The organism is Hahella sp. HN01 (genome assembly GCF_018986435.1).
Taxonomy (GTDB): domain Bacteria; phylum Pseudomonadota; class Gammaproteobacteria; order Pseudomonadales; family Oleiphilaceae; genus Hahella.
This window is the reverse complement of sequence record NZ_JAHMIN010000018.1, coordinates 83154-95706: the sequence shown is the minus strand read 5'-3', so window position 1 is coordinate 95706 and position 12553 is coordinate 83154. Positions and strand designations below refer to the sequence as shown.

The following is a 12553-nucleotide window of genomic DNA, read 5'->3' as shown; positions in this document are numbered from 1 at the left end:
TCCCCCGTTGGCTGTTCATCTCAACCGATGCGTATTAGGGCAGGACGAATTCGAAAGAGCCCAGATCGCAGTTCTCAACGCCGTCGCCATTGCCGTCTTTTGGACGCACTACGCGACGCTGGTCAGTTCTGGCGCAAAGGCCCATGCCCGCGTCAATCGCCGGGCTGGTTTCACGCAGACGGTGAGTTTTGGTCAGGCCGCTGTTATCCATCAAAGGATAAAGCACCTGGGTGAACACGTCTTCGCTGGCCACTTCCATATCCGCCTTACAGTTGCCTGCGCCGATGCCGGTCATCAGGCCCTTGTTGCGGTAGGACACGCCGTAGTCCGCACAGTCTGCGAAGCCGCTGTTGTCGAGCAGGTGGTTGCCGAGCATCAGGCTGTTGCGAACGTTGACGTCGCCGTAGTTGTAGAAGCCGTGGCCCGTGTTGTCCGCCAGGGTGACGTGGACGACTTTCATGGTGGCGACGCCTTGCAGAGTCGGGTTGGTGACGCCGTTTACCAAGGTTGCGCCATTTTCACCCAGAGCGATGTTGCCGCTCAGTGTGCTGTTGCTCAGCCACAGATCAGCTGCGTCATCGTTCAGGAACGCAGAACCGGTGGAGTCAGCGACGTTATTGGCGAAAGTGGTGCGGGAAATGTCCGCTACGCCGCGGTTGTAGATCGCGCCGCCCGCGCCGGTCAGGCTCTCGTTCTCGGAAGAGTTGTTTTCGAAAGTGGTTTCACGCACGAACAGGGAGCCGGTGTTGTAGATAGCGCCGCCGTGAGCTTCATCGCCTTGCGCGCGGTTGTCGTCAAGGATGGACTGATAGATGTCGAGCATACCTTCGTTGGAGATGCCGCCGCCGTTGCCGGGATTCAGTTCGCCCTTGGTGACGTTGCCGGTGATGCGCATTTGACGCAGCATCAGTTCGCCGTAGTTCTCGATGCCGCCGCCGTAATCACGCACGTTGCCGTTACGGATGGTGAAGCCGCGCATTTCCACTTTGACTTCTTTCAACACTTCGATGGCGCGGTCCAGACCGTCTGCGTCGATGATGCTGATGTCGATGCCCTGACCCTCGATAACCAGATCATCCAGGATGTCCAGGTCGCCGTTCAGGTTTTCGTCTTCTTCATCCATGGCGCTATCGGCTGGGATGGATAATTTGTAGACGCCTGCGTCCAGGATGATTTTATCCGGGCCTGCATTCTCGTTAGCCTGTTGGATAGCTTCGCGTAATGAACAGTCGCTGTCGCATACGCCGTCATAGCCGTCGGTGAATTTGGTGACTTGGAAGCTGGCTGCGCCTGCTGGGGCGGCAACGATGAGAGCGCCGAGGGTGAGTGAAGAGGTTAGCCGGGAGTAGCTTTTCGCTAATTTGTTATTCATGTCATTCCTTCCTTAGTTTTGATGTTGGCGCGGTTAGATACCCCTTTAACCACGCGGGCGTAAATATACTGGTTTAAAAAACAAAAGAGTAGGTAAAATGACTTAGGACAAACCGCTATATAAATCCTCTAGTTAGCGTTTTTTAACGGAAACTTGATCTGGATGCGCTTTTTCGTTTTTGATGCATACTTACTTCATTCTCATGCAATGTTTTCTTATTGGCGGAGCAAACGAAAATGGCGAAGGCGTTGTTGCTGTTGATCGCTATCGCCGCTCTACTGGGCGGTAAAGGGGCGGCCGCCGCGGACCTTATTGAACTTAAGGCCGCAGCAGACCCCTGGCCCCCTTTTATTGATCCCGAACACCCTCAGGGCGGCGTCTCCGTTGAAATCGCCAACGCCGCTTTCGCCACCCAGGGCTACAAGGTAAAGCAGCTTTTCGTCCCCTGGGCGCGAGCGGTGGAAGGAACCCGGCGCGGAACCTTCGACCTGATTCTCGACGCATGGTGGAGTCAGGAGCGCACAGCGCTGTTCGCCTACAGCGCCCCTTATCTCACTAACGAAGTCAAATTCATCAAGCTCAAGGGTGACCTGTTCGAATTTACGGGGTTACCGAGCCTGCGCGGCAGAGTGATCGGCGTAGTGCGCGGCTATGCCTACAACGATGCGTTCATGGAGGCCGATTACTTCACCCGTCTGGAAGTCACGCAGTTCATGCAGAGTGTTTTGATGTTGTCGCAACGGCGCATCAATCTGACTCTGGAGGACGAGCTGGTGGCCCGTTATCGCATCCAACGGGAGGAGCCTGCGCTATTGCCGATGCTGGAATTCGTGGAGCCGCCTCTGAGCGCCAACAAGCTGTACGTTATCAGCGGCCTGGAAAATCCCCGTCACCAGCAATACATCGACGCCTTCAATCGGGGCCTGGCCATTATCAAGGAGAGTGGCGAGTTTGAGCGGATTCTGAAGGAAAACGGCCTGGTGGATGGCGAGCGCGTTCACGAAGGTCCCTGACAGGAAAACAGGATCAGCACCAGCAGCAAAATCAGCGCCCAGAATCCCGACAGCATTTGCCAGAACATGACCGGGCTGCGGTCTTCCATTTCCAGGGGGTTGTCTTGCAGGAACGCCGGATTGGGGTTTTTCAGGTCTTGCAGCAAGGCGTCCATGGTCTGATAACGCTGATCCAGATCGAACGCCACGCCTTTTTGCAGCGCCCGGTCAAACCAAAGAGGAATCACCGGGTTGAACTGCATGGCGGAGCGATAGCGCAGACGATCATAATCAAAACGGGAGCGACATTCGTTGATGGGGTCGCCGTAGGGCAGTTCGCCCGTGAACATTTCGTAGGCGATGGTCGCCAGGGCGTAGAGATCGCCTCGTGCGCCGGTGTTTTGCCCCAGCAGATACAGCGGGTCTGAATAGGAGGCGGTGCCCAGCGCGGCGACATGCTCCAAGGGACGGAAAACCTCGGCGACTCCCGCCACGTAAACGGAGCCGAAGTCGATGATCGTCGCCCGGTTATCAGCGCTGACGATGATATTGGCGGGCTTCAGGTCCTGATGAATCGTGTCCTGGCTATGCAGAGCGGACAATCCGTTGGCGATCTGCTCGATCAGCGCAAAGGCGATTTTGGGTTTGGGAAAGGGATGAGCCTTGATCCATTGCTGCAGCGTGATTCCCTCTACATGTTCCATCAAATAGTAGAGACAGGTCCGCGGCTGCGGCTGCTCAATAATGCGCACCACATGCGGATTTTCGATGCGCTTGCCGATCCACTCTTCCTGGATGAAACGATCGATATAGCTGACGTCTCCCAAATAGTTCCGCGAAGGCGTTTTCATTACCCAGCGCTCACCGCTGTCCTGATCTTTCACCAGGTACAGCTGACTGCGCGAAGAAGCAAAGATCTCTTTTTCGACGACAAGCCCGTCCAGCGTCATGCCGGGCTCCAGCTCTGGGGGAAAGGGCAGGCGGGTTAACTGGTTGCTGTAATCTTCCAGCGTGGTGTCCGGCAAATCATCCACCGCCAACACGATAGCGCTGAGGTTGTCATTGCTCCCGGCATGTAGCGACTGTTGCAGCAACTCATCCACCGCTTCCTGTGCGGTGGGCGCATGATCGACGATGTCCTTGATCCGATCGTCATTGAGAAAGTCATGCACGCCGTCGGAGGTAAGGATCAGAATATCGCCAATTTCCAGCGGGGTTTTGCCGTAATCAATGGGCAGGTTGTTATCCATGCCCACCGCTCGGGCGAGCATCTTTCTACCGCCGCCCAGGCTGACGATATGGTCCCGGGTCAGACGGGTCAGTTCGCCATGACGCAACAGATAGATGCGGCTGTCGCCCACGTGAAAAATATGCGCGGTGCGGGACTTGATAATCAAGGCGGAAAAGGTGCACAGATAACCCTTGGCCTCATGCACGAATTCCTGACTTTTGCGATACAGCCTGAGGTTGAGGGAGGAGAGTATCTTCTGGCCTGCGTGACTGACAGCCCAGGTGTCCGGTGTCTTCAGGTAGTCGGCGATAAACAGGTCCACTGCGGTGGCGCTGGCTTCCTTGCCGGCTTCCGCGGAGCTGACGCCGTCCGCCAGCGTGGCGACGACGCCTTTACTGTGCAGGCGTCGTTCTTCAGAGGGGACGCATACCGCCACCGCGTCTTCATTGAGGGCTTTGACGCCGGCGGCGGTGATAGAGCCCTGGTGGATGCTCAGAGGCATGTTTGACTCATGTCGGTTCAGCTCACATCGATCATATGTACGCTGCCGTCAGGCATGACTTCCGCAATCTGTCCGCTGGGCTCGTCCAGGAACCAGCAGGCGACGAACACCACCGCCGCAGAGACGGCGATCACCTGGAAGAAAGTGCTGTAATCGACGAATGACAGTACGGTGAGATAGGCGACACCGCCCACGTTGCCATATGCGCCTGCCATGCCTGCAATCTGTCCGGTCATGCGACGTTTCACCAGGGGTACGATGGCGAACACTGCGCCTTCACCCGCCTGTACGAAGAAAGAGCAGCACATGGTGGCGGCGACCGCGAGAGGCAACCACCAGCCGCCGTCGATCATGCTGAGCACGAAGTAGCCGCCGGCCAGTCCGCCGATCAACAGCATCAGGCTTTTGCGGCGACCGATCTTATCGCTGAAGTGTCCTCCAGTGGGACGGGCCACCAGGTTCATGAATGCGAAACCGGAGGCCAGCAGGCCTGCTTTGACCGGGTCCAGACCATCGAAGGTCTCCAGGAAGAACAGCGGCAGCATGGACACCACCGCCAGTTCTGAACCAAAGGTCACAAAGTAAGCCAGATCCAGCAGCGCCACCTGTTTGAACTTGTAGCGCTCATACTCGGGCGCGCCGTGAGTCAGATTTTCCTTGTTGACCTTCCAGATCTGGCTGGTCTGGAACAGGAACAGTATCCCGAGAGCTATCCACAGAATGTACATGGTGTTGTCGGTAAGCAGGGCGACGCCGGCGGGAGACAGTTTCCAAGCCAGCACCGCCAGGGCCAGATACATGGGCACGTTCATCACCAGGTAGAAGATAAAGTCGCCTTTGCTGGTGACCTCCAGGCCGCCGGATTTTTTCGGTTTGAAGTAGGTTGAACCTTTAGGCGTGTTGCGGGCCACTTTGTAGTAAATGATGCCGTAGAGAAAAGTGAAAACGCCGGTCAGGCCCAGAGCATAGCGCCAGCCGTTATCGCCGCCGAACAGCAGGGCGAGAGTGGGTAGCGTCATGGCCCCGGCGGCGGAGCCGAAGTTGCCCCAGCCGCCGTAAATGCCTTCAGCGATGCCGACCTGTTTGGCCGGAAACCATTCGCCCACCATGCGAATGCCGATCACGAAGCCCGCGCCGACGAAGCCGAGCAGGAAGCGGAACAAGGCCAGGGATTCATAGGTGTCCGCCATGGCGAACCCGGCGCAGATAAATGAAGAGGAGATCAGCAAGCCGCTATAAACCAGTCGGGGGCCGTACTTGTCGACGAGAATGCCGATCAGAATCCGCGCCGGAATCGTCAGCGCTACATTGAGAATCAGCAGGGCTTTAACCTGCTGGCTGCTCAGGTCCAGCGCTTCCTTAATGAACACCATCAACGGCGCGTGGCTGAACCACACCACAAAGGTCAGAAAGAACGCAAACCAAGTGACATGGAGCGTCTTTATCTTGCCGTCGCTGAAGTTGAATAAATTGAGTTTGCTGTCGGTACTCATACATCTCCCCTTCGCATAGGGTTGGAAAAGACATGGGAAAGCATTGGCTTTCGTTAGGGACCATGGATGACTGCAATATTTCACCTGTGCGGTCCAACTGAATTGACCAGTATCAAATTGCTTCAGCGGCCGATTCGGTCGTGGCTAAGGGCGCTACCTCCAAAGAGATAGCGCCCGTGAGAACTTGGATTGCGGTGTCCATGGGGTATGCAGAGAAGATCTACCTATAAGTAGGTAGCCAAACGCTGGCGTAGGAGAAGCAGTGGCTTATTTGGGTAAGAAGGGTCTTCTTGGCGTTTTTAACCAGTATTCTTGCAACAAAGGCCGATACAACTCGGCGCAAACCGCTGCATGGGGAAACGCCAATGCTCTATACCGAAAGACTGGGACAACGCGCGCTCGTCGCGGCGACGCTGGCGTTCGCCGCCAACTTCTCGGTATGGACGCTATATGCGGTGCTGGGGCTGCGTATTCGAGAGCAGCTGGATCTCAGCATTCTCCAGTTCGGATTGTTGCTGGCGGCGCCGATGTTCAGCGGCGCGCTGCTGCGCTTTCCCGCTGGGGTGTTAAGCGAGGTGATGTCCTGTCGCAAGTTGTTCATCTGGCAGATGGCGTTGCTGCCGCCAGCGCTGTTTTTATTGCCGCTGATATCCAGCTATCAAGGATATCTGCTGGCGGGACTATGGCTGGGCGTCTCCGGTGTATCTTTTACGATTGGCATTCGTTACGTCACCGCCTGGTTTGAAAGTCGCCGTCAGGGCTTCGCCATGGGTGTATTCGGCGCAGGCAATGCTGGCGCAGCGGTGACCCTGGCGCTGGCGCCGGTCATCGAACGGGTATGGAGCGCGGAGTTTATCGGCCCCGCTTATGGCGTGGGGATGCTGGTTATTCTGGTGCTGTTCTGGGCGCTGGCGCCGGAGGACACCCGCTATATGCAAATCCGACGGCGGGCGGATCTGACGTATCATCTACAGCCGCTGAAAGAGCCCCAGGTGTGGCGTTTCAGCCTGTATTACTACTTCGTGTTCGGCAGCTTCCTGGCGTTGCTGATGTGGTTGCCGCACTACTACGTCAATGCATATGGACTGTCATTACAGAACGCAATGCTGCTGACACTGCTGTTCGTCACCACTTCCAGTATGGTGCGGGCGCTGGGAGGCTGGTTCGCGGACCGATATGGAGGCAGGGCGGTGAACTGGAGCGTGTTCTGGATATGCCTGGTTTGTCTGTTCTTTCTGAGTTATCCACCCACCAGCATGACCATTCATGGCGTCGATCGTGACGTGCAACTTGAAATTCGGGTCAACGTGTGGGTGTTTACTTTGCTGATGCTGATTATCGGCGTGGCGCAGGGCTTCGGCCGTGCTTCAGTCTACAAAATCATCCATGACTACTTCCCAGACCATATGGGCAGCGTCGGTGGAACCGTGGCCACACTCGGCGCCGCCGGCGGTTTCACCCTGCCCATCGCCTTCGCCCTGGCGGTGCAAGCGTTAGGCGTTCACTCCGCCAGCTTCATGGTCCTTTACGGCGTATTGGCAGCCTGCATGGTGGCCATGTACGCAGCCATCCGCAATGAACGCAGCCGACGCCGGGTGCGGGAAGCGAGGGAGCATAACTTTTTGTTGGATGATTGAGATTGGAGGGAATTGAACTGCAAATTTGCGGTATTCTTGGAGGGGGAGTGAACGCGTGGATCGCTAGCCCTGCTTGGGATGTCTGGCTGTAGGGAGGTCGGAACTGAGCTTAATAGAATTTGGGACGCCAAACCCAGGCGAGTTTGAATAGCCTTTTGTAGACAGTCGAGATGAAGAAAAAAATCTCAATTACAATCATACTTATATTTGCTTTAAGCTTGCTTCCATGTGTCAGCAGAACCTGGGAGTTGGCGTCGGACGCACATGGTTTGGTTATACTTGCCACTCTCAATCCGAATGAAATGACATTTAATCCGTATAGCAAAGACGGACTGTTTATTAATCCAGAAATCGCCTTGCTCTTACTGGAACAATTCGAGTATCCCTACAGAAGGTGCTCGAGCAGTTCTGAAATAATAGAAATTTGTAATACCTCTCTAATTACCTGGGTTGGTCGTGCACTGGATATGCATGGACCTGTGCAAACAGAGCGTGGTTATCGCCTGTTGAGCTATTTTATCTCTCGTGGTGAAGACGTTAATAAGCTAACCGATGGTATGGCTCCAGTGCATGAGGCGATTCTCTTTCGTAATGCAAAGTATTTAAAAGTATTATTGGACGCCGGCGCGAGCCTTGATATAAAGATTGAGCGCCCCGGAAGAGAATACGATGGATTTAATGCACTCCAGTATCTTGAATTACTCGAATCAAAGAAAGACACGAAATTTAATGAAATTCGCAAAATTATTCAGCAAGTTAAGGCTTAACAAAGCATCCTTAGGGGAAAGCTGCGCTGCAATTCGACATTGGGCGCGCTGTGTATGAATCTAAAGCAGGTATGTGAAACACTCTTAGACAACGCTGATATGCGTATTGACTTGAGCGCCTTCCCAAAAGTTACCCTGGATATACTGGTCTATGGAACCATGGACGATAAGTATTGGAAGGCTGTTTTTGAATGTGGCCAGGTCGTCTACATGGATGCCGAGCTTGACGATGACTCATCAAGCAATGACTTATTTGTGGTCTTGGAAACCCGTGTGAAAGAAACAACCAAAAGTAAAGTAACGCCTTCAGTTCAACATAGAATGAATGATCTACAAGATGACGATCCTGTATGGGAAGTGCATCTGTATGGCGGTATGTCGCTCACACTGATTACGACAAAGTTTGACTGGAAGCTCGTAGAGCTGGCTGAAAGTGAGTACAAAGTGGCTTGTGCCTGACAAGTCAAAGCATGAGAGTTTTGGCGAGGCTGTCACCTTATTTTTGCATTATGGCGCTATCTGCAGCGTATCAGTACGGATGATTGCGCCATATGAAAACGGATGAGTTCATCGAAGATAGAATAAGGTGGAGAGCGCGTGAACACGGATTTCCAAAGCAGAGCACTCATTTTTGGGCGAATGTTAAAAATGCGCCCCAAATCCATCTACCCAAAGAGCTTGGTAAGCCGATCCTGGTATCTTCCAGTAGCGAAGCTGACTTGATTGTTTTATGCACTCGAGGCGCGGTGGTTAAGAGTAATGGGCAAGAGACCAGATTTAGCTACGAAGACATCGAAGAGATTCGCGATGCGCCAATCACTGAGGATGAAGACAAGGCCGACCTTTCTCGGCTAGTCATTAAACTATCCAGCGGCAATGAAATATTTGTATCTCCAGAACCCTACGGTCCTGCATTTTCTATATGGAATATACTCATTATGCTCCAGAGATTGCACTGGCCTGGTGAGACCTAATTGTGATTATGAGTAAAACATCGTTTATCAATGTGGATTTAGAACTTTCTTCATACGAAAGCCTGTCTTCAGCGGTAGATGAGTTGGCTGATAGGCTGGTCCTGCTTCAAAATCGCTTTGAAGATGGTGAGTATTTCCTTTCTTTTGAATGCGTATTTAATGGAACCGATGCTAACTCCGTAATCGAGGAATTTCTACGCCTTATCGACCTTCTAATTCCTTTAGCCAAGGAAAAACTATTAAACTCACACAGAAAAGTTTTGGATATAGGCTATGTTAGCGGCGAAGAATGTGTGATCAAGAATGTACTGGCCGGCGCCAACTTGGCAAAAGTGGCAATGTATGGGTTTGATATTTATATCACCGTATACCCACTTGACGAGGCTCATGTATAGGGATATGTATTATATGTTTTTTTTAGCTGATAAATTGCAGAGAGTTTTTTTTGGGAAATATGTTGTCCTGTTTGTTTTTGTCATAACGATGATCGGAGCGGGCGCCTTGCGTTATATTGATCAAGCTGCGTTTGGGTATGTGTGTTCAATTCCTGCGGTGCTGACCTATGTTCTATCAGTGACTTTTTTAGTCGGATACTTACCGATGAAATTCGCTAATGAATTTACTCAAAAAGAAAAGAATGTGTCCTTGATTAAGGCTGCAGGAATATGTGTTCTTTTTGTCTTCTCAAGTATTATAAGTGGGGTGTTAGGTGGGTTCGTATGGTGGCTGGTATCAGGCGCTAAGGCTTTGACTATATTTTCCGCTTTAAAAATAGGCGCTGCAATTGGTTTTCTGGTTGCGCTAATTTTCATGGGAGGTTAGTTGTATTTGACGTGTGAATACAACGAACCGCTAGCCCGTACAACTCTATGTAGCTAGCTCTTGTAAAATATTGTTAAAAGTTAGCTATTAACAATCCGCTTTGTGAGCAGACCATAAGATATTCTTGGGTTGTAGGAAATCATGGACTTTGAGGCAGAAATACAGAAGTTAATAGGTTTGGAAGTTTCCTTGCCTCGGAAAGGGTATGGGTCGACAATTTTTCTTGAGATTGGGACGTTGTCTTCAGTTAAAACAAGACGGGGACTAAAGGAAAAAGGCGAGGCTTGTATTGCGATTGAATGGGACTGGCGGGTTGAGCGAGAGGGTAGAGTGCTGTTTGGGAGTTCTAACTCCAATGTTGAAGTCGCTCGCAGTATTCAATCTTTAATGCACTGCCGTATAGAGAGCATAGAAATCAGTGGTAATGTACCTGAGCTGGAAGTTGTCTTCTCTGATAAAAGCTGTCTAAGGTCCATGATAATGGTTACCGGTGATCCTGGGTGGTCAATCAGGCTTCTAACTGGAGAGTGGATTTCGTCTGTCGATGGCAAGCTAAGTGATGAGAATGCAGTACCATATCTAACAGAGGGAGAAAAAGAGGCTTTTTTAATTGCAGAAGCTGCTGCCGCAAGATGGGGCGTTCCAGAGAGGCAACCGCGTGGCGGGGCTTGTTCGGAGTGTAAGTATTATGCGCCAATAGATGGTAATGGACATCTATTAGATTATGGCGTTTGTGTTAGTGGAGACAGCTCATTCGATGGTTGCGTGGTCAACTTTCGCAGTGGTTGTCCCGAGTTTTGTGCTAAAGGATAAATTTTCAAAGCTCCCTTCTGGGTAAACTATATCCTGTTATGGTTTGCAGCTAACAGGTGTTTCGTGTGAGTTAATTTATAGTGTTTCAATTATTCAATTCTGGCATTGAGACGGTTTATGGAGATGTAAAATGGTCCAATAGATAGCGTGTGATCTGGAGTGCTATGTGCATCGTTTTTTGAGCTGGATTGAGAGTTGTAATTTATAGGAGTCTCGAATGAAAAAGCCTATTGTTGGATTGTTTGTGCAAATGATTTGCGTCCTATTTGTTTTTGGGAATGGATCGGAGGCGGCTGTTTGCATTTTAAATATCGGAGATTACCCAGTAGAGAAAGTCTTTTTAACGTTACTTATCAATGTGGTTGTTGTTGGCCTCTCCATTTTTATATTTAGAGGGATTCAACAGCGTGGTTTCAATAGTAAAATTCCTGTGTCTCTTTATCTATGGTTCGTGCTGCTAAAGTATCCAGTTATTAACGCGCTGCGCAGTGCTGGTTTGCACTTGCCAGGCCCTGTTATTGAAGACGATCAATTGGTTGGAGCTGCTATAGCTGAGTTGCTGAGATATGTGCTTCTACTTGTATTAATTATGTGGTCTGGTTTTAGCAAAAAGTTAACAGTGTACTTCCAAGAGGTAAATAATGCAGGAAATATGTCGACTCCCCCGACCTCTGATGAGGCGACAAAATAGTTGCGATCCCCCTGGCGCAGGAGTTCATGTCATCTAAGGCTGGTCAAGGCAAAGACGGTGAAACGGATGACCCCCAATATTGGCAGAAGTTACTATTGAATAAGCAGTTTAATTGTGTCCGTCTTGGTGAAGGGGATGTCGTAATTGAATACTAAAGCGCAATGTACTAAGGCAAAGCGCGCTGCCTTGGCAAAACATTCAACTTTTTGGAGTGTGAAATCGTAACGCTGGCGTTTAGGTCTCATCAGCGTCTATAGTCATGAGGGGCGCGCTTATGCACAGGAATATATGAAGATGAGTCAGACGATGGATATAGACTTCGAAGAATCTGGTAGTATAGAAGGAAAATTGATAACTATAAATATAATGTGCGATTTGGGTGAGTTGCATCATGGCCTGTTGTGCAAATTATTGTATTAATAATGGTTTGAGGTATTGTGTCTAAATGAGTGTGGACTGGTCGCAGATAGAAATTTTTAAAGGTATTGATCTTAATGATTCGTTTGTTTTGAACTGGGATCAAGATGGCGATAGCTTAGTCTTTGATCTGGACGCGAGCATTTGGCCTGAATCAGAATACTACTCTAAGCCTGTGGAGGGCGAATACGCGTGTTATCGCAAAGCCACATTAATATTTACGAATGTAAAAAATATAAGCGGATTAAGAAATATTGAGTCCGTAATACCTACTATCGATCCAGACGGCTCCATTGATTACGGCGAGATAGAGACGTTTTGCCTAACCAGCTCAGGCTTTAAGTTGTCAGGTGATTTTGGCTTAGTGACTATACAAGGCGGGGAATTTACGTTTGAAATTCATACGTAGCAAAAGAGTATGCGAGCTAGCACCTTTTTACATCTCGTAAAATGTGAGAGTTCGAAATCTGCTCAGTGCGTTAGGCGTTAGATGTCAAATAGTGGTCGATGGAAGCCTGCCACAACCTCACAAACGCACATTTTTCAAAGTTTCACACTTCAGTCTGTCTTCCAAAGCTCAATAGATAGGGCGTTTTCCAAGTTTTTAGCGATTAAACGGCGACATTGGTCGTAGTTTTCGCCACAAAATGGAGGGTTTTATCGAGTTGATGCCTGTTTAGCATCAACTAGCTTCATTTTGCGCCTGTCAGCGAAATTGCAATAAACACGTATATACAGCAAAATTCCTACCCTGCCTAAAGCCTGTTTTCGTCACTCGATCAGCGACTTGAATTCGGTGTCATTTTCATGGGGAACCCGGACTCGGCGCGCAGGTTGGCTCT

Annotated in this window: 13 protein-coding genes; 10 read left to right on the top strand and 3 right to left on the bottom strand. The window is 50.7% G+C overall.

What is annotated here, in order from left to right; genetic code table 11:
• Positions 1–34: 34 nt before the first annotated feature.
• Positions 35–1372, bottom strand: coding sequence for a CSLREA domain-containing protein (locus KP814_RS18000; protein WP_216738043.1), 1338 nt, complete (start codon positions 1370–1372; stop codon positions 35–37).
• A 236-nt stretch (positions 1373–1608) separates the two neighbouring features.
• On the opposite strand from KP814_RS18000, the gene KP814_RS17995 reads away from it, so the two are divergent.
• Entirely contained in the window at positions 1609–2385 is a 777-nt protein-coding gene (locus KP814_RS17995; RefSeq protein WP_216738042.1) for an ABC transporter substrate-binding protein, read from the top strand.
• Here the strand turns inward: KP814_RS17995 and KP814_RS17990 are convergent.
• Together KP814_RS17990 and KP814_RS17985 are read right to left on the bottom strand one after the other, a co-directional pair.
• Positions 2370–4097 (bottom strand): bifunctional protein-serine/threonine kinase/phosphatase, encoded by a 1728-nt coding sequence (locus KP814_RS17990; RefSeq protein WP_216738041.1) that lies wholly within the window; start codon positions 4095–4097, stop codon positions 2370–2372. The two genes, KP814_RS17995 and KP814_RS17990, sit on opposite strands and share 16 nt — an antisense overlap.
• 17 nt (positions 4098–4114) lie before the next feature.
• Positions 4115–5590, bottom strand: coding sequence for a NarK family nitrate/nitrite MFS transporter (locus KP814_RS17985; protein ID WP_216738040.1), 1476 nt, complete (start codon positions 5588–5590; stop codon positions 4115–4117).
• 365 nt (positions 5591–5955) lie between these two features.
• Here KP814_RS17985 and KP814_RS17980 point away from each other — a divergent pair, with 365 nt between their 5' ends.
• The 9 genes from KP814_RS17980 to KP814_RS17940 all read left to right on the top strand — a co-directional run bounded on the left by KP814_RS17980 (position 5956) and on the right by KP814_RS17940 (position 12120).
• Positions 5956–7227 carry a nitrate/nitrite transporter gene (locus KP814_RS17980; protein WP_216738039.1) on the top strand — a complete coding sequence of 424 codons (1272 nt, stop codon included), beginning with the start codon at positions 5956–5958 and terminating at the stop codon, positions 7225–7227.
• A 170-nt stretch (positions 7228–7397) separates the two neighbouring features.
• Positions 7398–7994, top strand: coding sequence for a hypothetical protein (locus KP814_RS17975; RefSeq protein WP_216738038.1), 597 nt, complete (start codon positions 7398–7400; stop codon positions 7992–7994).
• 54 nt (positions 7995–8048) lie between these two features.
• Positions 8049–8453, top strand: a complete 405-nt coding sequence (locus KP814_RS17970; protein WP_216738037.1) for a hypothetical protein — start codon at positions 8049–8051, stop codon at positions 8451–8453.
• A 92-nt stretch (positions 8454–8545) separates the two neighbouring features.
• On the top strand, positions 8546–8968 hold the full coding sequence (locus KP814_RS17965; protein ID WP_216738036.1) for a hypothetical protein: 423 nt from the start codon (positions 8546–8548) through the stop codon (positions 8966–8968).
• An 8-nt stretch (positions 8969–8976) separates the two neighbouring features.
• Complete coding sequence (locus tag KP814_RS17960; RefSeq protein ID WP_216738035.1) at positions 8977–9363, top strand: hypothetical protein; 387 nt, start codon at positions 8977–8979, stop codon at positions 9361–9363.
• 13 nt (positions 9364–9376) lie between these two features.
• Positions 9377–9790: a hypothetical protein gene (locus KP814_RS17955; protein ID WP_216738034.1), complete on the top strand. Its 414-nt coding sequence runs from the start codon at positions 9377–9379 to the stop codon at positions 9788–9790.
• 141 nt (positions 9791–9931) lie between these two features.
• Complete coding sequence (locus tag KP814_RS17950) at positions 9932–10603, top strand: hypothetical protein (RefSeq protein WP_216738033.1); 672 nt, start codon at positions 9932–9934, stop codon at positions 10601–10603.
• A 217-nt stretch (positions 10604–10820) separates the two neighbouring features.
• Complete coding sequence (locus KP814_RS17945; protein ID WP_216738032.1) at positions 10821–11294, top strand: hypothetical protein; 474 nt, start codon at positions 10821–10823, stop codon at positions 11292–11294.
• A gap of 445 nt (positions 11295–11739) precedes the next feature.
• On the top strand, positions 11740–12120 hold the full coding sequence (locus KP814_RS17940) for a hypothetical protein (protein WP_216738031.1): 381 nt from the start codon (positions 11740–11742) through the stop codon (positions 12118–12120).
• Positions 12121–12553: the final 433 nt, after the last annotated feature.

What these genes read in the sequence shown, in the direction of transcription:
- KP814_RS17980 (WP_216738039.1), top strand. Translation starts at nt 5,956, where the DNA reads ATGCTCTATACCGAAAGACTGGGACAACGCGCGCTCGTCGCGGCGACG.
- KP814_RS17970 (WP_216738037.1), top strand. Translation starts at nt 8,049, where the DNA reads ATGAATCTAAAGCAGGTATGTGAAACACTCTTAGACAACGCTGATATG.
- KP814_RS17990 (WP_216738041.1), bottom strand. Translation starts at nt 4,097, where the DNA reads ATGCCTCTGAGCATCCACCAGGGCTCTATCACCGCCGCCGGCGTCAAA.
- KP814_RS17940 (WP_216738031.1), top strand. Translation starts at nt 11,740, where the DNA reads ATGAGTGTGGACTGGTCGCAGATAGAAATTTTTAAAGGTATTGATCTT.
- KP814_RS18000 (WP_216738043.1), bottom strand. Translation starts at nt 1,372, where the DNA reads ATGAATAACAAATTAGCGAAAAGCTACTCCCGGCTAACCTCTTCACTC.
- KP814_RS17955 (WP_216738034.1), top strand. Translation starts at nt 9,377, where the DNA reads ATGTTTTTTTTAGCTGATAAATTGCAGAGAGTTTTTTTTGGGAAATAT.
- KP814_RS17945 (WP_216738032.1), top strand. Translation starts at nt 10,821, where the DNA reads ATGAAAAAGCCTATTGTTGGATTGTTTGTGCAAATGATTTGCGTCCTA.
- KP814_RS17995 (WP_216738042.1), top strand. Translation starts at nt 1,609, where the DNA reads ATGGCGAAGGCGTTGTTGCTGTTGATCGCTATCGCCGCTCTACTGGGC.
- KP814_RS17975 (WP_216738038.1), top strand. Translation starts at nt 7,398, where the DNA reads ATGAAGAAAAAAATCTCAATTACAATCATACTTATATTTGCTTTAAGC.
- KP814_RS17965 (WP_216738036.1), top strand. Translation starts at nt 8,546, where the DNA reads ATGAAAACGGATGAGTTCATCGAAGATAGAATAAGGTGGAGAGCGCGT.
- KP814_RS17985 (WP_216738040.1), bottom strand. Translation starts at nt 5,590, where the DNA reads ATGAGTACCGACAGCAAACTCAATTTATTCAACTTCAGCGACGGCAAG.
- KP814_RS17950 (WP_216738033.1), top strand. Translation starts at nt 9,932, where the DNA reads ATGGACTTTGAGGCAGAAATACAGAAGTTAATAGGTTTGGAAGTTTCC.
- KP814_RS17960 (WP_216738035.1), top strand. Translation starts at nt 8,977, where the DNA reads ATGAGTAAAACATCGTTTATCAATGTGGATTTAGAACTTTCTTCATAC.